The organism is Salinibaculum rarum, from assembly GCF_030505615.1.
Classification (GTDB): domain Archaea; phylum Halobacteriota; class Halobacteria; order Halobacteriales; family Haloarculaceae; genus Salinibaculum; species Salinibaculum rarum.
This window is the reverse complement of record NZ_CP129992.1, coordinates 1,706,122-1,731,738: the sequence shown is the minus strand read 5'-3', so window position 1 is coordinate 1,731,738 and position 25,617 is coordinate 1,706,122. Positions and strand designations below refer to the sequence as shown.

Here is a 25,617-nt window from a genome sequence, read left to right as displayed (position 1 = left end):
GGCTGAAAGTCGCCTATTCTCCGGTCGTTTTCTCGTCGGCGCGGTCGGCAGCACGCGCGTCGTCGTCGCGCTCGTCGGGGTCACCGTAGCCACCGCCACCGGGCGTCCGGATCGTCACTGTCGTGCCCTGTGGCGCGTCGCGGGTACACTTTGCGGGCACTTCCTCCCCGTCGATGCGGTTCTCGCCGGTCGCACCGTCGTCGCCGCCGTCGAGGCCGGCCGGCGCGTGGCGACGCCGCTCGGTCAGCAGTGAGACGACAGAGTCCGTCTCGACGGTCATCGTCCGCTCGATGCCCAGTCCGCCACGGTGACGGCCGTTGCCGCCGCTGTCAGCGCGGAGCGCGTACCGCTCGACTCGCAGCGGGTACTCGGTCTCGATGGACTCGACGGGGGTGTTCAGCGTGTTCGTCATCCCGACCTGCACGCCGTCCATCCCGTCTTTGTCGGGACGAGCGCCGAAGCCACCGCCGATGGTCTCGTAGTAGGTGTAGCCGTCGGCGTCGCGGCTCCCGATGATGAGATTGTTCATCGTTCCCTGGCCCTGGGCCGGGACCGTCCCGGGAACGGCCTGGCCGAAGGCCGACAGTACCACGTCGGTCACGCGCTGGCTCGTCTCGACGTTCCCGCCGACGACTGCGGCCGGTGGTTCGGGGTCGAGAAGGCTCCCCTCGGGGATGTCGACGGTGACCGGTTCGTAACAGCCGTGGTTGGGCGGTATCTCCGGGTCCGTGAGCGCCCGGACGACGAAGTAGACGGCGCTGTGTGCGACCGCTCGCGGGGCGTTCATGTTCCCTTCGACCTGGTCGGCAGTGCCCGCGAGATCGACAGTCAGACTCGTTCCGTCGACGGTCACGGCCGCCTCGATGGGGACGTCCTCGTCGGTGACGCCGTCGCCTTCGAGCACGTCACGCGCACGGTAGGTGCCGTCGGGAACGGCGTCCAGTTCGGCCTCGACGCGCTCGCGGGAGTAATCGATGACCGCGTGGAAGGCATCTGTCAGGCGCTCGCGGCCGTGGTCTGCGAGCAGTTCGCCGACGCGTTTCTCCGCGCGGTCGTTGGCGGCCAGCTGTGCACGCAAGTCTGCCCGCCGCTCGCCCGGGTTCCGGACGTTCGCGAGGAACGTATCGAGGACATCGTCGACGATGTCGCCGTCGTCGCGGATGCGGACGCCGGGCAGGCGAATCCCCTCCTGGTAGATTTCGGTCGCACCGGCGGGCATGCTCCCGGGCGTGTTGCCACCGACGTCGGCGTGGTGGGCACGCGTGACCGCGTAGCCGACGACCTCGCCGTCGGGCGCGACCGGAGAGACGATGGTGACGTCTGGCAGGTGCGTACCGCCGGCGAAGGGGTCGTTCAGCAGGTACGCCTCGCCGGGCTCGGGGTTGCGGTCCTGGACGGCCGCGACGGCCTCGGGCATGGCGCCGAGGTGGACAGGGATGTGTTCTGCCTGTGCGACCATCCGGCCGTCGGCGTCGAACAGCGCCGCCGAACAGTCCCGGCGTTCCTTGATGTTCGGGGAGTACGCGCCTCGAATGAGGACGTGTCCCATCTCTTCGGCGATACCTTCGAGCTGGTTGCGCAGGATTTCGAGCGAAATCGGGTCGATATCGGTCATTGGTCTCCCTCCGTGAGGACGAGCGTTCCGTCGGCTTCGACTGTGCCACACCACGACGGCGGCACGACTGCAGTGCTCTCGTTCTGTTCGAGGACCGCCGGGCCGCCGATGGTCGACCCCGGCGCGAGCGCCCGCCGGTCGTAGACCGTCGCCTCGTAGGCGGTCCCGTCGAAGTACGCCGTCCGGGTCCCCAGCGACGCTTCGCCGCCACCGGACAGGGTGGTATCCATGACCGACCGTTCGACGCTGGCGGTCGCCCGGAGATTCACGATTTCGACGGCCTCGTCGATGGTGTAGCCGTACGCGCGCTCGTGCTCGTCGTGGAATCGCTCGCGGAGCGTTGCCGCGTCGAAGGTCTCACCGACTGGCACTGAGAGCTCGAAACTCTGGCCCTCGTAGCGAAGGTCCGCGACGGTCCGGACCTGCGCAGCGTCGGGCGTGTCGACCTCGCTGAGGACGTCAGCGACGAGGTCGTCGAGGATGTCTTCGACGGCGTCGGGGTCGGCCGCAGCGAGCAGCGTCAGGTGCGTCCGGACCGCATCGTGCTGTTCGTCGGCATCGAGCAGCCCGTACGACGAGAGGACACCACCCGGCAGCGGGAGCACCACGGTATCCATATCGAGAGCGTCGGCGAGGTCGGCGGCGTGCATCGGCCCGGCGCCACCGAACGCGACGAGGCCGTAGGCACGCGGGTCGAATCCCTGTTCGACGGTCACTTCCCGAATCGCGCGGGTCATCTTCGCGTTCGCCACGCGGTAGACCCCCTGTGCGGCAGCGAGCGGGGAGTCGAGTCCGGCTTCGTCGGCCAGGTTCGCGAGTGCCTCGCGTGCGGCCGCGACGTCGAGTTCGAGTTCTCCGCCCAGTGCCGTGCTCTCGCCGATGTATCCGAGGACGACGTTCGCGTCCGTAATCGTCGGGCGCTCGCCACCCTTGCCGTAACAGGCCGGACCTGGCTCGGAGCCGGCCGACTCGGGGCCGACGCGGAGCGCGCCACCAGCATCGACCCAGGCGACGCTTCCGCCACCCGAGCCGATGGTGTGGATGTCGACCATCGGCGTCCGAATCGGGATGCCGTCGATGTCGGTGTCGGTCGTGCGCTCGGCCCGGCCGCCCCGGACGAGGCTGACGTCACTCGAGGTCCCGCCCATGTCGAACGTGACGAGTCCTTCGAGGTCGCGCTCGTCGCGGACAGAGCCAGCAGCGCGGTTCGCGCCGACGACGCCCGCTGCCGGACCCGAGAGGACCGTCGTCACCGCGTGCTCGCGGACCGTTCTCGCGTCCGCGATACCGCCGTTTGACTGCATAATTCTCGGCTCGGGCACGCCGGCCGCCGCGGCACGCTCCTCGAGTCGGGAGATGTAGTCGTCGATTTTCGGCGTGACGTAGGCGTCGACGGCCGTCGTCGCCGTTCGCTCGTACTCGCGGAACTCAGCGAGGACTTCGTGGGACGCCGAGACGGGAACGTCGAGTTCATCCCGGAGCACCTCCGCGACGCGCTGTTCGTTTTCGGGGTGGGCGTAGGCGTGCAACAGCGAAACGGCGACGCTGTCGACATCGGAGGGGATATCGCCAGCCAGCGAGCGAACCTCGGAGGGCTCGACAGGGACCTCGACGCCGTCGGCAGTTGTCCGTTCGCGCAGTTCGAACCGGCGACGGCGCGGCACCAGCGGCAGGGATTTTTCGGCCTCGATGTCGTAGAGTTTCGGTCGGTCCTGGCGGCCGATTTCCAGAACGTCCCGGAAACCCTCAGTCGTAACGAGCGCAGTCGTCGCCCCGTTCCGTTCGAGCAACGCGTTCACCGAGACGGTCATCGCGTGGACGAACTCGTCGATGTCGGACGGTTCGATGCCCGCCTCCGTGCAGGCTTTCCTGATGCCGTCCATGACGCCCTCGCTCTGGTCTGCCGTCGACGGCACTTTAGCGGTGACGAGCTCGCCATCGTGAACGAGCGTCACGTCGGTAAAGGTCCCGCCCACGTCGACGCCGACCCGAGTCGTCACTGTCCGCACACCTCGTGGTCGACTGTGAGTCTCTTCGGCATGGCACTACTGTGTGCACCGGCAGAAGCGTGCAAAAGGATTGTTATGGGAGTGCTGTCTGTGGCGGACCTGCGGTCCGGGAGACCGACCGTTTGAATACCACGCTGGTCCAGAGGCGACGTATGCACTTCGACCACGCCGGCATCGCCACCGACGACGCCGACGGACTGGCCGACCTGTATACAGAGCTCTTCGAGACGCACGTCGCCCACGAGGAGACATTCGACGGGATGGAAGTCGTCTTCCTCTCGCTTGGCAATGGCTACTTCGAGCTCCTCGAACCGACCGCAGAGGAGGGCGCTATCGCCTCGTATCTCGACAGCAACGGCCCAGGCATCCACCACGTCGCCGTCGCGACCGAAGACATCGACGCCGCACTCGACAACGCCCAGGAGATGGACATCGGACTCATCGACGAGGAGCCACGCGGCGGGGCCTGGGGCCACGACGTCGCCTTCTTACATCCAAGCGACACCGGCGGGGTGCTGGTCGAGTTCGTCGAACACTGACTGGAAGACGACCCACAGCGGTCACGGTTCAGCCCCAGTCGAGCATCGGGGCCGACACTACATCGCGACCCCAGACCAGGAGGAGACCGAGGCAGACAACCCAAAAAGAGAGTGTGACAATCGGCGCGTGGCCGCCGATAACGAGGTCGACATGTATTTTCTCGGTGACCAGCGGCCAGAACCACTGGACCCCCTGAGGCGTCGTGGTATCGATGAGGAGATGCGACAGATACGCGACCGCGAGTGCACCGCCGGTCTGTGTGGCCCGACGTGTCGGGCCACGAGAAGCGACGGCGACCGCGACGCCCGTGGCAACGCCGAGTACAAGAGCGCTGTGCGTGAAGCTCCGATGGACGAACGCCGGCCCGAGCGCGTCGGGAAAGAGAAAGTCCCCATCCGCAAAGAGCCCGCCGACGAGTCCCGTCCACGGCCGGCCAAACAGCACGGCCCCGAGTGTCAGCCCGACGAGGCCGTGCGTTGCGACCGCCAGCGGGATGAACGTTCCATCGGGATACGATAGCACAGTAGTATCTCGGGACGAAGAGGGTATAAATCGGACGCCGGGCCGTCGCTTACCCGAAGTTCTCTACTTTCGCCGCCTCGGGGTCTGCTCCGACCGCTTCGAGCGCGCTCGTTGCATCGTCCAGAAACTCCGCGAAGCCGTAGACGAACACCTGCGTCTCCGCAGAGAGCGCGTCGGCGACGGCGTCGTCGAGGGTCTCGGCGGGCGTCAGAATCTCGATGTCGACGCCGCGCGCGCCGAGGTCGGCGAGGCGGTCCTCGTGGATTGGCTCGTCGTCGCGGTAGACGAGGGCGGCCGCGCCGCCATCTTCGACGGCACGCTCCGCGATACCGACGGCGGGACCGATGCCGGGTCCGCCCGCGAGCACGAGGACGCGCTGCTCGCCCTCGTAGTAAGCGTCGCCGTACGGCCCCGAGAGGGTCAGTTCGTCGCCGGCCGCCAGCGTCCGGAGGCGCGGCGTGACCGCACCCTCCGGGTCGATGCCGATGGTAATCTCGAACGTCTCGGCCACGTCGGGCGAGGAGATGGTGTAAAACCGTGGTTCCTCCTCGCCGTCGACGGTCACGACGAGTTTGACGAACTGGCCGGGGCGGGCATCGAACCCGTCGGGTGTCTCGAATTCGACGGCGATAGCGTCGGGGCCGACATTGTGAACGGCCGCGACTGTGACAGCGGTCTGGTCCATACCCCAGAGTCGGGAACTGGTGGGAAGGAATTTTCGCTCCCGGGACGACCGTCTCTGTCCCAAAGCAGTTAGTGGAGAAAGCGGCAGAATTTCGGAGGCTACGAAGGTGGCGAAATCCGGCGGGTGACCCACATGCACAATGTTTTTCCTCCATCCCACGGAAGCCCGATGTAGTATGCCCGACGATCTGAACTGGGCCATCGGCGGCGAAGCCGGCGATGGGATAGACTCTACAGGCAAGATTTTCGCTCAGGCGCTCTCGCGGGCGGGACGACACGTCCTGACCTCGAAGGACTTCGCATCGCGTATCCGTGGCGGCTACACCGCCTACAAGGTACGGACGTCCGTCGACCGCGTAGAGAGTGTCGTTGACCGGCTGGACATTCTCATCGCTCTGACCGAGCGCACCGTCGACGAGAATCTTGACGAACTGCACGAGGGAAGTGTCATCATCTACGACGGCGAGCGGACGACGATGCAAGACCTCGAGATTCCCGAGGGGATGATTGGACTCGACGTCCCCCTCAAGACCCTCGCCGAGGAGGCCGGCGGGGCCATCATGGCCAACATCGTCGCGCTCGGCGCGGCCTGTGAGGTGACGAACTTCCCCATCGAAAATCTGGACGCCTCTCTGGAGAAGCGCTTCGGGAACAAGGGCCAGGCAATCGTCGAGAACAACAAGAAGGCAGCCCGCGCCGGCCAGGAGTACGTCGCCGAGGAGTTCGACGAGGACTTCGAGTACGACATGGACACGACGGACAACGACTACGTTCTCCTGAACGGCAACGAAGCACTCGGTATGGGTGCACTCGCTGCCGGCTGTCGGTTCTACGCTGGCTATCCGATTACGCCGGCGACCTCTATCATGGAATATCTGACCGGCCGCCTCGACGAGTACGGCGGCAAGGTCGTCCAGGCAGAGGACGAACTCTCCGCGATAAACATGGCACTCGGTGCCGCACGCGCCGGCGCGCGCTCGATGACGGCCACCTCGGGTGCCGGTATCGACCTGATGACCGAGACGTTCGGCCTGGTCGCCCAGTCCGAGACGCCGCTTGTCATCACGGACGTCCAGCGGTCGGGCCCCTCGACGGGGATGCCGACCAAGCAAGAACAGGGCGACCTCAACATGGCCCTGTACGGCGGTCACGGCGAGATTCCGCGCTTCGTCCTCGCACCGACGACCGTCTCGCAGTGCTTCTGGAAGGCAGTCGAGGCGTTCAACATCGCCGAGAAGTACTCGACGCCGGTGTTCCTCGTTTCTGACCTCGCGATGTCCGTGACCGAGCAGACGTTCTCACCGGACACGTTCGACATGGACGAGGTCGAAATCGAGCGCGGGAAGGTCGTCGACGAGGACGAAATCGACACCTGGCTCGACGAGAAGGGGCGCTTCCAGCCACACTTCGCGACCGCAGACGGCGTCAGTCCGCGCGCGTTCCCCGGTACCGAAGACGGTGCCCACATGACGACAGGCCTGGAACACGACGCGCTCGGTCGCCGGACCGAAGACGAGGAAATCCGCGTCGAGCAGGTCGACAAGCGCCAGCGGAAAGTCGAGACCGCACGCGAAAAAGAAGACTGGAGTCCACGCGAGTTTGGCGACCCCGACGCCGACACGCTCGTCATCTCGTGGGGGTCAAACGAGGGCGCCATCCGCGAAGGGATGGACATCCTCGCCGAGGAAGGCATCGACATTCGCCTGCTCTCGGTCCCGTACCTGTTCCCGCGGCCGGACCTCTCGGATGCAATCGAGGACGCCGAGACGACGGTCGTCGTCGAGTGTAACGCGACCGGCCAGTTCGCCGATATCATCGAGCACGACGTGCTCGAACGGGTCCAGCGTATCAACAAGTACACCGGCGTTCGCTTCAAGGCAGAGGAACTCGCAGCGGAAATCAAAGACGCGATTGCGGAACCACAGGAGGCAACCCAATGAGCTCAGACGTTCGCTTCGTCGACTTCAAATCCGACAAGCAACCGACCTGGTGTCCCGGCTGCGGTGACTTCGGGACGATGAACGGGATGATGAAAGCACTCGCCGAGACCGGCAACGACCCCGACAACACGTTCGTGGTCGCCGGTATCGGCTGTTCCGGGAAGATCGGGACGTACATGCACAGCTACGCACTCCACGGTGTCCACGGCCGCGCGCTTCCCGTAGGCACGGGTGTGAAGTTGGCAAACCCCAACCTCGAAGTGATGGTCGCCGGCGGTGACGGTGACGGTTACTCCATTGGCTCCGGGCACTTCATCCACGCAGTCCGCCGAAACGTCGATATGTCCTACGTCGTCATGGACAACCGCATCTACGGGCTGACAAAAGGACAGGCCTCGCCGACCTCGCGAGAGGACTTCGAGACCTCGACGTCGCCGGACGGTACCAACATGCCGCCGGTCAACCCGCTCGCGCTCGCGCTCGCCGCGGGTGCGACCTTCATCGCACAGTCCTTTAGTTCCGACAGCCAGCGCCACACCGAAATCATCAAGCAGGCAATCGAGCACGACGGCTTTGGCTTCGTCAACACCTACTCGCCGTGTGTCACGTTCAACGACGTCGACACCTACGATTACTTCCGTGACGCCATCGTCGACCTCGGCGAGGACGAGGACTACGACCCCAACGACAAAGCGGCAGCCAAAGAGAAGATTCTCGAAGGCGACAAGGAGTACATGGGCGTCATCTACCAGGACGAAGATTCCGTCCCCTACGAGGAGCGCGAAGGCATCGACCAGAACATGTCCGAGATTCCCGAGGGCGCACCCGACGACGCGATGGACCTCGTCCGCGAGTTCTACTAGATTTCGGGTTTCGAACCTTCGTAGAGCCCACGTTCACTATTTCGTTCCCAAGGTCGTCACAGCACCTTCTCGTGGCGTCTGCTTTTCAACTGCTCGCAGACGAAGCTGTGAGTGTCAGATGTGGCCGACAACAGTCCAGAGAACCGTCTCATGGCAGCAAATCTGGCCACGGATGTGGCCAGAGGACACGCAACAGTGCAGTGGTTGGGACACAAACTGATGCGTGCAGGCGGAGCCTATGTCACTGTTGCGTATATAATTTTGTAATTATCTGGGTTACAGGCGTACGCCATGTACTGACGATTTCCGGCGACCGGACACCAGTCGGGAAACTCGTGAAAACAGCGAGAGACAGGCGAACGCCACCGGCAGTGCCAAACCTAGCAACGCGAACGACAACACCGAACCACGCGCCCAGACAGCGTTCGGTGTTCCAACAAGAGTGACAATACCTATGCGTTCTGGGGACAAATGCCCGACGAGTTCCCGGGTCTCCCGGGAGGTTGGGACACATGGACCATTCAGAGAACATCGAAGAAGCGATAAAAGTACTGCAGCAACTCGGGTTGAAAGAGTACGAGGCGCGATGTTTTGTCGGACTCACCCGTCTGCGGACCGGGACGGCAAAGCAACTCAGCGAGATGACGGAGGTGCCACGGACGCGCGTCTACGACGCTATCCGGGTGCTCGAATCTCAGGGCCTGGTCGAAATCCAGCATACAAGCCCACAGCAGTTTCGGGCAGTGTCACTGAACGAAGCGACAAAGACACTCCGGGACCAGTACGAGAACCGTGTCGAACGCCTGGAGGATGCCCTCTCGACAGTCGACGTCGTCGAGGAGGACGACGACTCCCACGCACAGCAGGTGTGGTCGATGCTCGGGCGCACAGCCATCGAGAACCGGACGAACGACCTCATCGAGGACGCATCCGAGGAGGTGGTCCTCGTCATCGGTGACGAGTCGCTGTTGACCGACGGTCTCGTCGCCACGCTGAACGACGTGGATGACGGTATCGAATTGCTCATCGGAGCGCTCACCCCGTCCCTCGAAGAGGAGATTCAGACAGCCGTGCCGGACGCGACGACGTTTACTTCGGGGCTGGAGTGGCTGCGCGGTTCGGACTCGGCCGAGGACGAGACGGCGATTGGCCGGCTGTTGCTTACCGACCGGTCGGCGTTTCTCGTGAGTTCGATCATGCCCGACTCCAAAGAGGAACAGGCAATCTTCGGGGAGGGATTCGGGAACGGCCTCATCGTGATTGCCCGCCGACTCATGGCCCAGGGACTGGTGGCCGCACGGGACCCGAGTCAGTAATATTTCTGCCGGGGGCTGGTCACTTCTCGGCGTCGCACTGATATAAGTGGGCAGACAGCAGCGACGGGTTCGACACAGACATAATTGTTTTTGCACAGAGGAACGCAGAGTCGCGCGTGGCAGAACTACTGATTCTCGTGGGAGTGGCAGTGGCAGTCTTCGTCGGTTACAACATCGGCGGGTCGTCGACCGGCGTTGCCTTCGGGCCGGCAGTCGGTAGCCGCATCGTCAGGAAGGTCACTGCCGGGGCGCTGTTTACCGTGTTCGCTCTCCTCGGGGCATGGACTATCGGGCGGAAAGTCATCACGACGATGAGTAGCGAAATCGTCGACGCGGCGGTCTTTACGCCGGAGGCGAGCGTCGGCGTGCTGTTCTTTACGGGACTGTCGCTTCTGGTCTCGAATCTCTACGGCGTGCCGGCCTCGACGTCGATGACTGCGGTCGGCGCGATTGTGGGGCTGGGACTGGCGACGGGGTCGCTCAACGCCGCACTGATGTTTACCATCCTCTCGGCGTGGATTGTCGCTCCGTTGGTTGCCGTCGTGATTGGGGCGGTAATTGGCAGATACCTGTACCCCTATCTCGACGCCAAGTTCGCGTTCGGCCGCCTCACCGACCCGCTGGTCGCCGTCGATACGCAGCAGACGATTCCGCGGCTATCGGTCGACGAGAACGTGGCGCCCCGGGACGTGGTCGGCTCGCTGCTCGTGGTGGCGATTGCCTGCTATATGGGGTTCAGTGCCGGCGCCTCGAACGCCGCCAACGCGGTCGCTCCGCTCGTCGGAAACGGTGCGCTCGACCCTGGCACCGGTATTTTACTCGCTGTCGGGGCGATCAGCCTCGGCGGGTTCACGATTGCCCGGCGGACGCTGGCGACCGTCGGAAACGACATCACTGACCTGCCGATTCTGGCGGCGCTTATCGTCTCGACCGTGGGTGCGACAATCATCACCATCCTCTCGTGGCTCGGGATACCGGCCAGCCTCGCGGTGAGTACGACCAGCTGTATCATCGGTCTCGGCTGGGGACGCGCGAGTCGTGCGCGGACACTCGCGGAGATCGCGACGCCGACGCCCGCCGACAAACCGGGCCTGGATGCGACGACGGGTGCTCTCTCGGCACCTCCGACCGAGGGAGGCGAAGACGTCGACTCGGCCCCGACGGTCGGCGAGCTCGCCGAAGGCGACACGCCCGCTGCAGACACACAGCAGGCGTCGACGGACCGCGTGCCGCGGGTCGGCGAGGAAGACCCCGAGGAACTGGCCGCCGAAAGCCTGTTTGACCCGACGGCGACGGCCCGCATCGTGGCGCTCTGGGTGCTCACTCCCTCGATGTCGGTCGTCGGAGCCTACCTGCTGTTTTTGCTGATTGCCTGAGCGGCCGCCACAGCCCGCCAGGCGCGGCGGACACCCACCCAAAACGTCGCCGTCAGTCGTCGGCGGCGGCCCCTTTGAACGGCCCCGGTGGCAATCGGAGTTCCTCCAGTTCCGGCAGGTGTTTGATGTTGTAGACAATCTGGAGTTCGTCGGTCAGGGGTTCGCCGACACAGGAGAGATAGATGTCCCGTTCGACCATCTCGTCGGGGAGGATGTGGTTTGCGGGAATCGAGAGTTCGCCGGATTTGACCATGACAGCACAGTTTGCACACGCGCCGCCACGACACGAAAAGGGCCAGGTCAGTCCGTTGTTCTCGGTGCTGCCGAGGAGAAACTGGTCGGACTCGACGAGCACTTCGCCGTAGTCGGCCCGGCCGAGGTTCGCATCGGCGGCTTTCTCGAAGAGGGCGTCGTCGTCGAGGTTCCACCCGAAGTCGTCGAGCACTTCGTAGTTGAGATACTCGACGCGAGCGAGCGATTCGTCGACGATGTCGTCTTCGTCCTCGTCTTCGTCTTCTGTCTCGAAGTCGAAGTCACCGTTTTCGAGGTCCCGGGAGAGGAGTTCGTCGTAGGCCTGCTTGACCGCGCGAAACTCCTCTATCGACCCGCCCTGGTCGGGGTGGACCTCCTTGACCCGCTCGCGGTACGCGCGAACCACCTCCTCCTCGGTGGCGTCCGTATCCAGCAAAAGCACCTCGAACGGGGAGTCCATAGCCGTGCCTAGGGAAAATTGGTGGATATACTTTTTCCTCTCGGCCAGCGTGGCGGAAATCGACAGCAGCCCCACCGTTTTGCCCGTCCAGCCCTGACATCGCGTATGCATCTGTTCTGGCACCGGCGCGACCTCCGCATCCCGGACAACCGCGGGTTGGCGCGGGCTGCGAGCGACGACACCGTGCTCCCGGTGTTCGTCGTCGACGAAGAGTTGCTGGACGGCGTCGGCGAGCGCCAGCGGGCGTTCTGGCTGGCCGGCGTCCGTGAGCTCAGGCGCCGCTACCGCAACCGTGGCTCCGACCTGCTCGTTCGCGCGGGCAGTCCCGCGGACACACTCGCCCGGGTCTACGACGAGTTCGACGCTGACCGAGTCTACTACAACCGCCACTACCGACCGGAACGGCGCGAACGGGAGCGCCGGGTCGACGATGAATTACCCACGACGGCAACGACAGACCACGTTCTTGTTGCCCCCGACAGGCTGGCCGAGACGTACCCGAACCACGGCCGGTTCTACGACGACTGGCAAGACGAGCCAAAGCCGGAGCCAGCGGCAGTTCCAGCCCGGTCGTCGCTGGCCGACGTGACCGGCGACCAGACCGTACCGACCGGAGCGACGGACATCGACCTCCCGACGGCGGGCTACGAGGCGGCACGGGCACGCTACGACCAGTTTCTGCGCCAGGGCATCGAGACGTATTCACAGACCCGCGACGACATGACCGCCGCAGTCGAGCGACCAGTCGGCGCCGTCTCGCGGCTCTCACCCTACATCGCCGCCGGCATGATTGGGATTCGAGAGGTGTGGGCCGACGCCACCGAGCGCCACGACGCCGCCAGCAAGAGTGCGAAGACGAACATCCAGAAATTCCGTTACGAACTCTCCTGGCGCGAACAGAACTACCACCTCCTCTGGTACAATCCCGACCTACTGACGGCCAACTACAAGCAGATACCCAACGACATCGCCTGGGAGAACGACCCAGAACAGTTCGCGGCGTGGACGCGGGGCGAGACCGGCTACCCGCTGGTCGACGCCGGAATGCGCCAGCTCGCAGCCGAGGGGTACGTCCACAACCGCCCGCGACAGAACGTCGCCTCGTTTCTGACCAGACACCTGCTGACAGACTGGCGGAAGGGAGCGCAGTATTTCGAAGCCGAACTCCTCGACCACGATCCGGCGAACAACTACGGGAACTGGCAGTGGATTGCCGGGACGGGAACCGACAGCGTCGACGTTCGCATCTTCGACCCGGTCGCACAGATGGCAAAATACGACGACGACGCGACCTACGTCAAAGCGTACGTCCCCGAACTCCGCGAGGTTCCACCAGCGAAAATCGTCGAGTGGCCAAACCTCACCGACAGCGAGCGTGACCGACTCGCCGCCGACTACCCACACCCCATCGTCGACCGCAACGACGCCTACGAACGGGCACAGCGGGTCTTCGAAGCGGCACTCGGGAAACGTTAGAGTTCCGCGGCGACGTGGTAGGAGGCAAAGCCGTCCGCAAGGTCCACGCCGAACCGTTCGGCGAGCAGGGAGACGGCGAGTCGCTTTGCGAGGTCGTGAGCAGCCTCGTCGTCCAAGACGTCGGCAAAGAGCGTCTCGCCGGGGACGGGACCGTCGGTGACCGCGGCGCGGATGTCGTCGGCAGTCGGGTCAGAGAGGGTCTCTGCGACGGTCTCCAGTTCGACTGCAATCTGGACCCCGGCGGCGAGATAGCGGGCAGCGCGCTGTTCCGGCGACGGGACGTCGACGATAGTCGAGAGATAGCGGGCGGCAGCGGTGTCTTCGAGGTCGACCGTCGCTTCGAGCCACTCCCGAATCTCGTCGCGGCTCGCGCCGGGACCGAGTTCGTCGACGGCCGCGTCGATAAGGTCGGCCTCCTCCTCGGCAACGTCGTGGAAACTGTCCCCGACGATGACCGCGTCAGCGCCCGCGTCGAGAATCCGCTGGGCGTTCTCGCGGTTGTCGAGGCCGCCACCGTACCAGACCCGCGACCACGAGACGCCCTCATCGATGGCGTCGAGGAGTTCGACGGCTTCGTCGCCGCCGAAGGTCCCGGAGTATTCGAGATAGACGAGTTCGCTTTCGAGGTGGTGTTCGGCGGCCATCGCGTGCTGTTTTGCCTCCCGGGGCGTGAGCAGGTCCTCCTCGCCGACGTTTGCCTCTCGCGCGGCCGCGCTGTCGACGTTCATGATGATGTACGCCTCGAAGACCGCCTCGTTGAGCATCCACGAGGCGGCGAAATTCGAGAGGCGCTTCTCGATGGAGTTCCCCAGCGGAATCGGCAACTTCTCCTCGATGAGAGCGGGCGCCATCTCGTCTCTGATGTACTCGACGCCCTTGCCGAGGGTGCCCACGAGCGACTCGTTGTCCCCGTTGAGGACCTCCGGGATGGCCATAAACTCCGCTTTGTCACGGACTGCTTGCGTGACGTGCGTGGAGTCGCTGGGTTCGTGAAACGCCGGCACCGTCGCCGCGTTCACGAGGTCGAACGTCTCGAGGGTGTTCTGTTCGGTCACGTCCTGTGAACCGCCCACGGAGACGGCACCCGTATGCGAGAGATACAGCGGGTACGCGAGGGGTAGCCGTTTCTCCTCCTCCGGGTCGACCTTCGTGATGTGGTCCCACTTCGTCGGCACCGGGTTGGTGTCTGCCGAGAGGAGCGTCCGGCCACCGATAGAGATGGCCGTCCCGAGCGAATCCAGTTTCTGCACGATGTCTACGAGCGCCGGCATACTGGGATACTCTCCGTGCCGATTTAAAAAGCGTATCCTCTCGCCGTGCGCCGTGTTGTCACACCTCGGCGGAACGCCACTCGTCGAACCACCAGACGATACCCAGCAGCATCATCGCGATACCGAGTGCCGAGGTGGCTGGTTCGGGAATGACGAACAGGACAAATCCGACGGTGATGAAAAACGTCGCTTCGACGTCGTCGACGTGGTTCTGAAGTCCCATACGTACCCTTGGACGGCCCCGTTGAAGACAGTACTGGGAACTACCGCGGGAGGACACTGGGGTCGCCCGACCGGTAGATGTACTCCGTCGCGATGCCAGTCAGCGTCGAGTCGACTGTCGTCGCGTGTGCTTTGGCCAAATCGAGATACTGCTCCGAGATATCGACCGCGCGCGTCGCGGCAGTGGCGTCGTCGTCAGCCAGCAGATACTCCGCGGTGACGGGCGTGAGCTGGCCGCCCTCCATGTCGGCCTGGAAGTCGTCGATGTCGTCGAGCCAAATCTGTGCGCCGATGATAGCGAGGACAATCGACTTCTCGAAGGCTTCCTCGACGGGCAGTCCCGCCTCACGATACATCTCGACCATCCCGCTGTAGATGACGCCCACGCGGTCGTACTGGGTCTTGAAATACGGGAGGTCGAGTTCCTCGTCGAAGATTGCCGGCGGGTCGGCAAAGTCGGCGTCCTTGTACTCCTCGCGGATGCGCTCGCGGGCCTCAGCGGGCGTGTGGGAGGTGTTCTCGCCCTGCGCGGCGGCCATCAGCGCCCGGAAGTGGTCGTCCTCGTCCTGGTGGCGCTCGGAGATGTCGACGGCCCAGTCGTAGGCGTCCCGGACGGCGTCGGGATAGGACTCGAACTGTGCGGTGACGCGAGCCTCGAGTGTCGCCTGGGCGACCTCGGCGACCCGGCGCCGGTCCGACTCGTCGACGGGGAAATCCACCTCGAAGTCGTCGAACTCGTCGTCGTTGACGGCATCGCGCATGTCGCCGTCGATGAGCGCCTCGATGACCAGTTGCGTCACGGCCTCGGCGTCGTCGTATTCCGGTTCCTCGAGTTGCCGGTAGAGGTAGCCAAGCGTCAACTCCGCCGGGAGCACGAGTTTGGTGTCGTAGGAAAACTCGACGAACTCACGGTCGAACTCTTCGGCGATGGCCTCCTCGACGGCGGCGAAGGCGTCCGCGACGATAGCGTCAGTCGCGTCGTCGATGCGGCGCTGTAGTTGGAGACTTCGGTAGTCGAAGACGCCGCTGTCTGCGTAATAGCCAAGCACTGCGCGGAGCGACGTGGGGAGTCGGTCGCGGCCTGCGAGGTATCCCGCACTCGTCTGGAACATCTCGGGTGTCCCGTGGCTGGGAGGGACGCGCTCTTTATACCATCGGTTGGGGCCGCTCGCTGAGACGGTCGACCGGGGTTCGCGGAACGTAACAGCGATAGATGACTAAGAACAGACAGTTCGGTGTCCCGGTCGACGTATTCAGCAAGACTGATTACCCGCACGCTGTACCTGAAGGTATGACCGACCGCTATGACGTGGTTATCGCCGGGGCGGGCCCCGCCGGGGCACAGTGTGCCCGGGACCTGGCGAGCAGGGACTACGACGTACTCGTCTTGGAAACCGAGTCCGAATCCGAGTTCCCACGTCAGAGCAACAAGTCGACGGCCGGCACCTTCCCGTCGATGATGGCCTCCTTCTCGATTCCGGACGACGTGGTGATGAACTACACCGACTCCGTCGTCCTCGAGTCCCCCAACGACCACTACGCCCACCACCAGCCCGGTGCAGTGCTTGAGTTTGCCGAGTTCAAGCAGTTTCTCGTCCGCGACGGACGCGAAAACGGGGCGGAGTATCGCTTCGACGCCCGCGTCTCCAACCCAATCATGGACGGCGGCGAAATCGTCGGCGTCGAGTACAACGGCGGCGACGAGGTCTACGGAAACATCATCATCGACGCGACAGGGCCAGCGGCACCGCTCGCGAAGAAACTCGGCGTCAGCGAACTCAAACGGAGCCACCAAGCAATCGGCGTCGAGTGGGAGTTCGAGGGCATCGATGTGAATCATCCGGACTACGGCGACCTCCGGGACGCGATGATGCTTCGACTGGACCACGACCTCGCACCCGGGGGCTACTCCTGGATTTTCCACACCGGCGGCGACACCGCCAAAGTCGGCCTCTGTTACATCCAGAACGACTCCCACAAGCAGCGCGCACGAGACGGGATGGGCATCGACGATTACCTCGACTACTGGCTGCGGACCGACCCTCGCTTCGAGAACGCGACGCGACTCGAAGGGAAACAGCACCGCGGCTCGGCACACATCCAGAAGCCGGGCCAGCTCAGCACGGACAACTTCATGGCTATCGGTGACACCGTCCCGACCATCGACCCGCTGTGGGGCGAGGGAATCCACAAGGGCATGAAGTCCGCACGCGCAGCCGCAGTCACCGCTGACGCCTGTCTCACGCCCGAGGCCCGCGACACCTCCGCCGACCGGATGGAGCTGTACGGCGACCTCTGGCACCAGAACGTCGCGCCGAAGGCACGCACACGCCTGCTGATGACCGAACTTCTCTATCTCGCGCCGAACGAACGCTACGACCAGCTGATGGCGGACCTGGAACGACTGGGCGAGGATGCGCTGGTCGCTATCAACAACGGCGATCTCGTCGCCTTCAGGAAGCTCCTCCACGTCTCCGACCTGCCGATACTCACCGATTTCGTCCGCGACCGACTCGACATCTAGTCGGGCCGCCGACTTCGCGGACACAACACACTTTGAGGAGCCACTCCTACGGTGTCGTGTATGTCTCAGAAGCTGTCCCCGGAGAGTGTGCCGTCCGCAGGCGAGATGCCGATGCTCGGCCTCGGAACGTGGGAGAATACCGACCACGACCAGTGTGCCGACTCGGTCCAGACCGCCCTGGAGATGGGCTATCGCCACATCGACACCGCACAGGCGTACCGCAACGAGGATGCCGTCGGTGAGGGTATCGCCGCCGCAGACGTCGACCGCGAAGAGGTCTTCCTGGCGACGAAGGTGTGGACGAGCAAACTCTCCCACGAGAAGGTCATCCAGAGTACGAACGCCAGCCTGGACGCGCTTGGCGTCGATTACGTCGACCTCCTCTATGTCCACTGGCCGGCAAACGAGTACGACCCCGAGGAGACACTGGCCGCGTTCGAACAGTTGTACAACGAGAACACGATTCGGGCCATCGGCGTCTCGAACTTCGAACCGGAACACCTCGACAGGGCACAGGAGGTACTGGACGTCCCTGTCTTCGCCAACCAGGTCGAGATGCATCCGTTCCTCCCCCAGGAGGAACTGCGCGCCTACGCAGCCGAGAACGACATCGAACTCGTCGCGTACTCGCCGCTCGCCCGCGGGAAAGTGCTGGATGACCCGACACTGGGCGAGATTGCAGAGAAACACGGCGTCAGCGAGACACAGGTCAGTCTCGCGTGGCTCCGCGAGAAGGGCGTGACCGCGATTCCGAAAGCCACCAGCGAGGCACATATCCGCGACAACTGGGAGAGTCTCACGCTGGAGCTAGACGACGAAGACGTAGCTCGTATCGACGACATCGAAACTGTCGACCGACAGGTCCACCCGGACTTTGCGCCCGACAGCTGGGACTGAGCGGCCACGGTCCCAGGTCCGCGCTGGTCCCCCGAGGCCGAAACAGTAAACCGGAGGGGAATCGAACGGGGCGGTAATGTCTGTCGGGAACGAGCGTGGTGTCGTCGACGCACTCAAATTCGACCTCAAGCAGATGCACGAGACGTGGATGGAGGTCGTCTGGCCCCGACAACGGAGTGCCGAGGGCACGGTGTTGGGCAAGTGGCGCCCCGACGGGGGGCTGACGCTCTTTCTCTACCGCCTGTGGTCGGTCGTCGGCGTCCCTGTCGTCGCCTTAGCCTATCCGCTCGTGCTGTTCGGGTATTTCATCCGCTTTCAGACAAAGCGAATCAACAGCACCGCCGTCAGTATCGGCTTTGCCGGCGTCGTCGGCCTCTTTGTGGTCCTGTGGGGCGCACTGAGTCTGCTCGCGAAGTTCCAGTTTTCCGCGTCACTGGATGCCGGCGGTGTCACCGCTGTCGCGGCCGCCAGCGGCGTCGCCATCGTCTCCTCGGCGCTGGCGTACGGCTTCTGGGTCCTCGGCGGCCGGTTCACGACCGTGTTGCTCGCCTACCCCTTCGCCATGACGGCCATCTTTCTCCCGCCGGTCGTGGCAGCACTGTACGCGCCGGCCGTCGCCGGCGTCGTCTTAGACCAGAGTGACTCGCTGGCCCGGTGGTTCCTCTTCGATGCACCGAGTATCTTCGGCGTCCAGGAGTTCCTCGTCGAGAACTTCACCCGCGAGGGCTTTGCCTACGTGCTGATGTGGTTCGGTATCTCCGTCCCGCTTGGCTGGCTGCTCGGGCTCGTGGTGACACTCGCGGAACTCGTCCGCCCGACACCGGAGTGAGCCCACTGGCGCGAGGAGACCCGCTTTCTGAACGTATTTAGGGTAGCAATCCCAAAATATTGGTATGGAGTTCGACTTCCCGCGCTCGGTGGTCCCACTCGTCGCGATTGTCGCCGTTGCGACGGTCGCGCTCACGTCCATGATGACCCCCTCGACGGTCTTCATGATGGTCCTGCCCTCGATGATCGTCTTCTCGATTGTCGCCTTTTTCTTCGGGATGAAACACGGAGAGTTCCGCGCGAGCTAGAAAACAGACCCAGGGTCGACGGTCGCCCCGTCGCGACTGTCGCCCGTGACCGTGTAGCAAACGTCCCCAGCGACATCGCTGCCGACGACGATTGTCGCGCCAACGGCGAGCGGTGCGACCACACCGGCCACAATCGCACCCGCAGAGGTCAGTGGCGCGTCCAGAGCGATTCGGTCACCGCCGTCGAGTTCGTGCGTCGCTGCGAGTGACTCGCCAGCCGACAAGAGCGTGCCCTGCGTTTCCGTCGCGCCGTCGATGTCGAGGAACGGGTCGTCGGCCGCGACGGGGTCCGGTGGTTCGATGGGGTTCTCGCTCCAGAGTTCCCGCTCGAAATGTGCGACGCCGGTCGTCTCCGGCGGACCGCCGTACGCCAGTCGTGAACACCCCGGCGCGACGTCGTAGCGGTCGAGCCACGCATCCGGACAGACGAAGGCACGCGCCTCGACCGGTTGCGGTGGTGAGAGGACGACCCGTGCACCGAGACAAGCCCCACCGAGGAGTGCCAGCAGCGGGTCCGGCGTGGCGCCGAGCCAGCCGGGTTCGTCGTCGGGTTCGGGATGCTTCGGCCCGATGACGAGTCCCAGCCGCGCGCCGGCACGGACTCCGTAGTGGCGGAGCAAATTGCCGGCCTTCCATACGTTCGTCGAGAATTCGCCGTACGTATAGGGGGCGTTTCGCTCGGGTGCGTCGACGACCGGCCCCTCGCGATTTCGCCCGGCCGCAACGAGGTCTGCGAGCGTCTCCATACGCGACTCTTGGAGTCGACCGCGAAAAGGGCGTCGCACTGTCGCCACGCTTGCCCGCGCCAGACGCCAGTTCGAGCGGCCGTGCTCAGAACGAGTCGCGAATCTTGTCGAAGAAACTCTGGTCGACGTCGATGTCCTCGTCGCTGGCCTCGGCGAACTGTTCGAGTGCTTCGCGTTGCTCCTCGGCCAGCGACTCCGGCGTGACGACCTGAATCTGGACGTAGAGGTCACCGCTGCCACGGCGCTGGAGGCGGGGCATCCCCTTCCCTTTCAGGCGGAACCGCTCGCCGCTCTGGGTGCCGGCCGGCACGTCGAGTTCGACCGGGCCGTCGAAGGTGTCGATTTCGACGGTGTCGCCAAAGACCACCTGCGGGAACGAGACGCCGGCGGTCGTATAGAGGTCGTCACCATCGCGTTCGAAGTCGGGGTGTTCGGCCACCGAAATTTCGACGAGCAGGTCGCCCTTGGGACCGCCACGCTCGCCGGGTGCGCCCTCCCGTTCCATCCGGAGGGTCTGGCCGTCGCGGATACCTGCCGGGATTTCGACGGTGAGCGTCGCGTCCTCGCGGACGACGCCGTTGCCGCCACACGTCGAACAGGTCTCTTCGTAAATCGTCCCGTCTCCTTCACAGCGCCGACAGGTCTGTCGGGACTGCATCCGACCGAAGGGGGTATCCTGAACTGTCGTCGTCTGCCCCTGTCCGTTACACTCCGGACAGGTCTCTGAGTCGGTCCCCGGCGGATGGCCCTTGCCGTCACAGTCGCTACACGTCTCGGGCCGGCGCACGTCCATCTCCTTCTCTGCGCCGTGATAGGCTTCTTCGAGGTCGATTTCCAGCCCAGTCCTGAGGTCCTGGCCCTGCCGCGGGCGGTTCTGTGACTGGCCGCCAGCACCGCCGCCGAAAAACTGGTCGAAGATGTCCTGGACGTCGCCGAATCCGCCGCCGCCCATACCACCCATGCCACCCATCCCGCCGGGGCCGCCACGCGCACCGCCGCCACCGCCCGTCGCGCCGCGCTTGTCGGCCTCGACGAACTGCTCGTGGCCCATCTGGTCGTACATCTGGCGTTGCTCGTCGTCCGTCAGGACTTCCTTTGCCTTCTTTGCCTTCTTGAATTTCTCTTCGGCGTCCGGGTCGTCGCTAACGTCCGGGTGATACTTGCGAACGGCGTCACGGTACGCCTCCTCTATCTCCTCCTCGGAGGCGTCCCGCGACACACCCAGTACGTCGTAAAAGTCCTCAGTCATCAGTTGTAGCCCAGTAAACGGTTCGGCCACTTGAATAGAACGGGTCAGAGATTTCAGCGAATTGGGCAGGTATGACACTCGTACCCACAGAGTTCCGAGTCGTCCCAGTGGGTATCACTGGCAGTCTGACCGTCCGCACGCGCCACGAACTGACCGCTCCCGAGGCGGGTACCAGCGGCTCAGAAACGCGAACCGAAACTGTCGAAAAAAACACGAAAAGTCGTCGCGAACCGGTCAGTCCCCGGACGGGACTCTATTCGTCGTCTTCCTCGTCCTCGTCGTCGACGTCTTCGAAGTCTGCGTCGACGTACTCCTCGTCAGCGCCTGCGCCCGCGGCGCCCGGACCCGCACCTGCCCCGCCGGGACCTGCGCCAGCGCCCGGGCCAGCACCGGCCGCGCCCGCGGCGCCTGCACCGGGACCACCAGCGCCTGCGGCACCGTCAGCGGCCTGTTGCTGGTAGACCTGCTTGCCGATTTCCTGGAGTTCCTCGGCCAAGTACTCCGTGGCCTCTTCGAGTTCTTCCTTGGTCGGCTCCTCCTGGTCGAGGACGTCCTCGACTTCTTCGACAGCGTCCTCGATGTCGGCGCGCAGGTCGTCGTCGACCTGCTCTTCGTTCTCGTCGAGGAGCTTCTCGGCGCGCTGGATTGTGGATTCGGCCTGGTTGCGCGCCTCGATGCGCTCGCGGCGCTTCTCGTCTTCTTCGGCGTGTTTCTCGGCTTCCTCCTGCATCTGCTCGATCTGGTCGTCCGAGAGACCGGCACCGCCCTCGATGGTGATGTTCTCCTTGTTACCCGAGCCTTTGTCCTCGGCGGAGACGTCGACGATACCGTTCTCGTCGAGTGCGAACGTGACCTCGATCTGTGGTACGCCCGCGGGCGACGGCGGGATGCCGGTCAGCGAGAACTCACCGAGCAGTTCGTTCTCCTCGGCGAGTTCGCGCTCGCCCTGGAAGACGCGAATCTGAACCATCGTCTGGTTGTCCTGGGCGGTCGTGAATACCTTCGATTCCTCGGTCGGGATGGTCGTGTTCTTCTCGATGAGTCGCTCGAACAGGCCACCCTTGACCTCGACACCCAGCGACAGCGGCGTCACGTCCACGAGCACGATGTCGTCGACGTCGCCCGAGAGGACACCGCCCTGGATGGCTGCACCCAGCGCGACTGCCTCGTCGGGGTTGACGTTCTTCTTTGGCTCTTGGCCGGTCATCTCCTCGACGTTGTCCTGAATCATCGGCATCCGCGTCGACCCGCCGACGAGAATCACTTCGTCGATGTCGCTCTCGTCGTAGCCGGCGTCTTCGAGCGCCTGCTCGGTCGGGCCGACGGTCCGCTCGACCAGGTCCGAAGTCAGCGACTCGAATTTCGCTCGCGTCAGCGAGGCTTCGAGGTCCTTCGGCCCGTCGTCGTCGGAGGCGATAAAGGGCAGCGTGATGTTCGTCTCCTTTCGGTTGGAGAGCTCGATTTTGGCTTCCTCTGCAGCGTCCTTGAGCCGCTGGAGAGCCTGGCGGTCCTCGCGGAGGTCGATGCCGTGCTCGTCGTGGAAGTCCTCGGCCAGCCAGTCGATGATGGCCTGGTCCCAGTCGTCCCCACCGAGGTCGTTGTCACCGTTGGTCGCGACGACTTCGTAGACGCCGCCGCCGAGTTCGAGAATCGAGACGTCGAAGGTCCCACCACCGAGGTCGTACACGAGGACGGTCTGGTTGGACTCGTCGTCGAGCCCGTACGCCATCGCCGCGGCCGTCGGCTCGTTGATGATGCGCTCGACTTCGAAGCCGGCGATTTCGCCGGCGTCTTTCGTCGCCTGGCGCTGTCGGTCCGAGAAGTACGCGGGGACCGTGATGACAGCCTTCTCGATTTCCTCGCCGAGGTAGTCCTCGGCGTCCTGCTTGATTTTCTGGAGTGTCATCGCCGAGACCTGCTCCGGCGTGTACTCCTCGCCTTCGAGGTCGACTGTGTAGTCGTCCTCGCCCATGTGGCGCTTGATGGACTGAATCGTGTGGTCGGGGTTCTGGACAGCCTGGTTCTTCGCGGGCTTGCCGACCAGTTTCTCGCCGTCGTTGAACGCGACGACAGAGGGCGTGGTGCGGTCCCCTTCACCGTTGACGATGATTTCGGGGTCACCACCCTCCATGACCGCGAACGCACTGTTCGTGGTCCCGAGGTCGATACCCAGAATTTTGTTGCTCGCCATGTTGGCAGTATGTACCCGTCTGAGTCGGTTAAAAGTTGCTAGATGCACCAGAGGGGTGCCGAGAGTAGACCCGCGATGCCTGTCGATTTCCGACGGCAGGGCGTCTCTGACCACATCGTATAAGTCAACCGCAAACAGAGCGGTCGTTCGACGCTGGACACTCAACTGTGAGTGTCTATCGCCCTCTCACCGGCATCGCCCGCGGCCAGTGCACCGACGACCAGAAATGGGACACCGAGAACCGCAAGCGAAACCGCGCCAGCGATTGCGAACAGCAATCGAGCGACCAGTCCAAACATCCAGAACTGGCTGGTCAGTGGAGCCGTGGCGACGAGCGCAACAATAACGCCCACGCCGGCGGTGAGGATAGCGGTCCAACGCGCGCCCCTGACCGTGGCAAAGCCCGCGGGAACGAGCGCAAAGAGCGCGACTAGTAGCGGGAGGCGTGGTCCGAGTCCGTACCACTGCACACGGCCGTAGAACAGTATCGACCCCGCCAGCGTCGCGACAACGGCGGCACCGAGAGCGCACATCGAGGCCGCGAGAGTGGTGCGATACGTCAACTGGAGTGTCGACAGGCGCGCCCACGCGAGGCCGGAAACGACAGCAACGACGCTCACGCCAAGCAACAGCGTCCCATCGACGCCGAACAGACCGAGGCTGCTCCCGAGAATGGCCACTGTCACGCCCGTGGTACCCGCAAGCGTCAGTAGCTGAGTGACGTCCGCATGGAGCGATTCGTACATCGTCTGAACTGTCCGGAGAAACCGACCGCTGGCAGCCACCAGTGCAGTGACGAGGGCAGTCGGAACGACCACGGAGACGACGGTATTCACGGCGACGACCGGACCCAGCACGGCAGCGATGGCGGCCCAGCTCCAGAGGAATCCAAGCGGCGCGTCGTCGGGCACGAACGTGACGAAGCCACCGCGGTCGTACTCGGCCATGACCATCCGACTGCCGTTATCGGTACGCGTCGCGCCGGGAACCGTCGCCTCGATGCGCATACCGTCCGGCGCGACGACGACCAGACGGTCGGCACCCAGCCCCTCCAGGTTCCGGTAGCCGTAGTCGTGGGTGAACGACCCCGAGCGAAGCGTCCCACCTGTCGCAGGCGCTGCAAAGTCCGGCTCCCGATACCGGGCCGTCAGCACTCCCTCCTCTGTCATGGACGTCGAGAGCAACGTCACGTCCCAGTAACGGACGTCTACAATCGACGACCGCAACGTCCCGTTCTGTCGGAGCCGGTCGATTGCCGCCTGCTCGCGAATCGTGTTGGTGACCACCCAGACGGCACTCCCGTTCTCGGAGACAGTGACGGTCGCTGTGCTGTTTGTGACAGTCAGGTCAAGCCCGTGGTCTGTCGCACGGTCCTCGATAGCGTCACCGCAACCGGCACAGACCGGGCGTGGCGGCGGCGCCGCGTCGGCAGGGCCGACGAACGCGACACCGAGACAGCCAGCGAGGACGACGACAGCAAGCAAACTCCAGAGAGTGACCTGTCTGGCAGCGACGAACGAGCGCGACGGCTCCATACCGGACAATCAGCACAGTGAGAAAAAGGCGTTTCCCAGACGAAAGTCAACGCTGTACCGACGCCGCGATTACTCGTCTGCCTGCGAGCCGTCGCTGATGGCCACCTGCGCGGGGCGGATGACTTTGCCGGCCATCTCGTAGCCCGGCCGGTGGACTTCGGCGACGGTGTCTTCGGGCTGTTCGGCCGCAATCGTCGCCAGCGCTTCGTGTCGTTTCGGGTCGACGTCCGAGCCGGGGTCGGGTTCGATCGGCGTGACGTTCTCGCGTTCGAACTGCTCGTCGAACTGCTTGAGCGTCGACTTGACGCCGTCTCGGATGTCGGCGTTCTCGTCCTGTTCGAGCGCCCGGCGGAGGTTGTCACGGACGTCCAGCAGACGCTCGACGAGGTCCTCCGTGGCGCGCTCTTTCTCGTCTTCGATCAGTTTCTTCTGGCGTTTCTTGTAGTTCTGGAAGTCCGCCTGCTTTCGTTTCAGACGGGACTGGAGATCCTCGATTTCTTCCTTGCGGTCGTCGAGTTGCCGCCGCAGCGTGTGGAGCTCGTGGGCGATGTCCTCGGGGTCGGAGTCGGCGACGCGCTCGACGAGCTCCTCGTCTGGCTCGTCGGGTTCGTCTGCGTCGTCGCTGGGCGTCTCACTGGCATCACCGTTGTCGGCTCGACCGGCCGTACCGTTGCCGGTAATCTCGTCGAGTGTCTCCTCGGGGTCGGCATCGGGCTGTTCGGCGATGTCCTCGAGGTGGTCCTCGCTGTCGGCTGTCGGTTCCGACTCGCCAACTGGCCCGTCGGCCTCCGTGGCGTCCTGCTCGCTCATATCCAGAGGAAGGTGTCTCGCGGATAAAAGCCACCCGGTAGCT

Annotated in this window: 23 protein-coding genes; 10 read left to right on the top strand and 13 right to left on the bottom strand. The window is 64.3% G+C overall.

All coding sequences use genetic code 11. From position 1 onward, the window contains the following. Positions 1-13: 13 nt before the first annotated feature. Positions 14-1,615, bottom strand: coding sequence for a hydantoinase B/oxoprolinase family protein (locus QYL91_RS09225; RefSeq protein ID WP_302080211.1), 1,602 nt, complete (start codon positions 1,613-1,615; stop codon positions 14-16). Next, positions 1,612-3,615 (bottom strand): hydantoinase/oxoprolinase family protein, encoded by a 2,004-nt coding sequence (locus QYL91_RS09220; protein ID WP_302080210.1) that lies wholly within the window; start codon positions 3,613-3,615, stop codon positions 1,612-1,614. The genes QYL91_RS09225 and QYL91_RS09220 overlap by 4 nt, the downstream gene beginning before the upstream one ends. Positions 3,616-3,776: 161 nt before the next feature. On the opposite strand from QYL91_RS09220, the gene mce reads away from it, so the two are divergent. Further along, positions 3,777-4,163: a methylmalonyl-CoA epimerase gene (mce, locus tag QYL91_RS09215; protein ID WP_302080209.1), complete on the top strand. Its 387-nt coding sequence runs from the start codon at positions 3,777-3,779 to the stop codon at positions 4,161-4,163. A gap of 28 nt (positions 4,164-4,191) precedes the next feature. Here the strand turns inward: mce and QYL91_RS09210 are convergent, their stop codons facing one another. Continuing rightward, complete coding sequence (locus QYL91_RS09210; protein ID WP_302080208.1) at positions 4,192-4,686, bottom strand: metal-dependent hydrolase; 495 nt, start codon at positions 4,684-4,686, stop codon at positions 4,192-4,194. Positions 4,687-4,735: 49 nt separating this feature from the next. Then, entirely contained in the window at positions 4,736-5,371 is a 636-nt protein-coding gene (locus QYL91_RS09205) for an FAD-dependent oxidoreductase (RefSeq protein WP_302080207.1), read from the bottom strand. Positions 5,372-5,546: 175 nt separating this feature from the next. Between QYL91_RS09205 and QYL91_RS09200 the strand changes: the two genes are divergently transcribed. The 4 genes from QYL91_RS09200 to QYL91_RS09185 all read left to right on the top strand — a co-directional run bounded on the left by QYL91_RS09200 (position 5,547) and on the right by QYL91_RS09185 (position 10,865). Then, entirely contained in the window at positions 5,547-7,310 is a 1,764-nt protein-coding gene (locus tag QYL91_RS09200) for a 2-oxoacid:acceptor oxidoreductase subunit alpha (protein ID WP_302080206.1), read from the top strand. Next, complete coding sequence (locus tag QYL91_RS09195) at positions 7,307-8,173, top strand: 2-oxoacid:ferredoxin oxidoreductase subunit beta (RefSeq protein WP_302080205.1); 867 nt, start codon at positions 7,307-7,309, stop codon at positions 8,171-8,173. Before QYL91_RS09200 ends, QYL91_RS09195 begins: the two co-directional genes overlap by 4 nt. Before the next feature lie 512 nt (positions 8,174-8,685). Continuing rightward, positions 8,686-9,489, top strand: coding sequence for a TrmB family transcriptional regulator (locus QYL91_RS09190; protein WP_302080204.1), 804 nt, complete (start codon positions 8,686-8,688; stop codon positions 9,487-9,489). Positions 9,490-9,605: 116 nt separating this feature from the next. Further along, positions 9,606-10,865 carry an inorganic phosphate transporter gene (locus QYL91_RS09185; protein ID WP_302080203.1) on the top strand — a complete coding sequence of 420 codons (1,260 nt, stop codon included), beginning with the start codon at positions 9,606-9,608 and terminating at the stop codon, positions 10,863-10,865. Between the two features lie 52 nt (positions 10,866-10,917). Here the strand turns inward: QYL91_RS09185 and fer are convergent, their stop codons facing one another. Then, on the bottom strand, positions 10,918-11,577 hold the full coding sequence (gene fer, locus QYL91_RS09180) for a ferredoxin Fer (protein WP_302080202.1): 660 nt from the start codon (positions 11,575-11,577) through the stop codon (positions 10,918-10,920). Between the two features lie 105 nt (positions 11,578-11,682). Between fer and QYL91_RS09175 the strand changes: the two genes are divergently transcribed. Then, a complete protein-coding gene (locus QYL91_RS09175) occupies positions 11,683-13,053 on the top strand; it encodes a cryptochrome/photolyase family protein (protein ID WP_302080201.1) in 1,371 nt (456 codons plus the stop codon). Here the strand turns inward: QYL91_RS09175 and QYL91_RS09170 are convergent. From QYL91_RS09170 to QYL91_RS09160, 3 genes are read right to left on the bottom strand one after another with little or no spacing between them, the layout of a single operon-like run. Continuing rightward, positions 13,050-14,324 carry a geranylgeranylglyceryl/heptaprenylglyceryl phosphate synthase gene (locus tag QYL91_RS09170; protein ID WP_302080200.1) on the bottom strand — a complete coding sequence of 425 codons (1,275 nt, stop codon included), beginning with the start codon at positions 14,322-14,324 and terminating at the stop codon, positions 13,050-13,052. The genes QYL91_RS09175 and QYL91_RS09170 overlap by 4 nt on opposite strands. Positions 14,325-14,382: 58 nt before the next feature. After that, a complete protein-coding gene (locus tag QYL91_RS09165; protein ID WP_302080199.1) occupies positions 14,383-14,547 on the bottom strand; it encodes a hypothetical protein in 165 nt (54 codons plus the stop codon). Between the two features lie 40 nt (positions 14,548-14,587). Further along, positions 14,588-15,658, bottom strand: coding sequence for a hypothetical protein (locus QYL91_RS09160; RefSeq protein ID WP_302080198.1), 1,071 nt, complete (start codon positions 15,656-15,658; stop codon positions 14,588-14,590). A 179-nt stretch (positions 15,659-15,837) separates the two neighbouring features. Between QYL91_RS09160 and QYL91_RS09155 the strand changes: the two genes are divergently transcribed. From QYL91_RS09155 to QYL91_RS09140, 4 genes are all read left to right on the top strand, one after another. Next, positions 15,838-17,070: a digeranylgeranylglycerophospholipid reductase gene (locus tag QYL91_RS09155; protein ID WP_302080197.1), complete on the top strand. Its 1,233-nt coding sequence runs from the start codon at positions 15,838-15,840 to the stop codon at positions 17,068-17,070. Between the two features lie 60 nt (positions 17,071-17,130). Next, positions 17,131-17,967, top strand: coding sequence for an aldo/keto reductase (locus tag QYL91_RS09150; RefSeq protein ID WP_369685593.1), 837 nt, complete (start codon positions 17,131-17,133; stop codon positions 17,965-17,967). A 76-nt stretch (positions 17,968-18,043) separates the two neighbouring features. Next, positions 18,044-18,796 carry a hypothetical protein gene (locus QYL91_RS09145; protein ID WP_302080196.1) on the top strand — a complete coding sequence of 251 codons (753 nt, stop codon included), beginning with the start codon at positions 18,044-18,046 and terminating at the stop codon, positions 18,794-18,796. Positions 18,797-18,860: 64 nt separating this feature from the next. Continuing rightward, complete coding sequence (locus tag QYL91_RS09140; RefSeq protein WP_302080195.1) at positions 18,861-19,043, top strand: DUF7333 family protein; 183 nt, start codon at positions 18,861-18,863, stop codon at positions 19,041-19,043. Here the strand turns inward: QYL91_RS09140 and QYL91_RS09135 are convergent. The 5 genes from QYL91_RS09135 to QYL91_RS09115 all read right to left on the bottom strand — a co-directional run bounded on the left by QYL91_RS09135 (position 19,040) and on the right by QYL91_RS09115 (position 25,574). After that, a complete protein-coding gene (locus QYL91_RS09135; RefSeq protein WP_302080194.1) occupies positions 19,040-19,789 on the bottom strand; it encodes an acyl-CoA synthetase family protein in 750 nt (249 codons plus the stop codon). The genes QYL91_RS09140 and QYL91_RS09135 overlap by 4 nt on opposite strands. Positions 19,790-19,874: 85 nt before the next feature. Then, positions 19,875-21,038, bottom strand: a complete 1,164-nt coding sequence (gene dnaJ / locus QYL91_RS09130; RefSeq protein ID WP_302080193.1) for a molecular chaperone DnaJ — start codon at positions 21,036-21,038, stop codon at positions 19,875-19,877. Positions 21,039-21,291: 253 nt separating this feature from the next. Then, a complete protein-coding gene (gene dnaK, locus QYL91_RS09125; protein WP_302080192.1) occupies positions 21,292-23,229 on the bottom strand; it encodes a molecular chaperone DnaK in 1,938 nt (645 codons plus the stop codon). Positions 23,230-23,390: 161 nt separating this feature from the next. Further along, positions 23,391-24,764, bottom strand: coding sequence for a hypothetical protein (locus QYL91_RS09120; protein WP_302080191.1), 1,374 nt, complete (start codon positions 24,762-24,764; stop codon positions 23,391-23,393). 69 nt (positions 24,765-24,833) lie between these two features. After that, the gene (locus QYL91_RS09115) at positions 24,834-25,574 is read right to left on the bottom strand and encodes a nucleotide exchange factor GrpE (RefSeq protein WP_302080190.1); all 741 of its coding nucleotides are present in this window, start codon (positions 25,572-25,574) and stop codon (positions 24,834-24,836) included. Between the last annotated feature and the right edge of the window lie 43 nt (positions 25,575-25,617).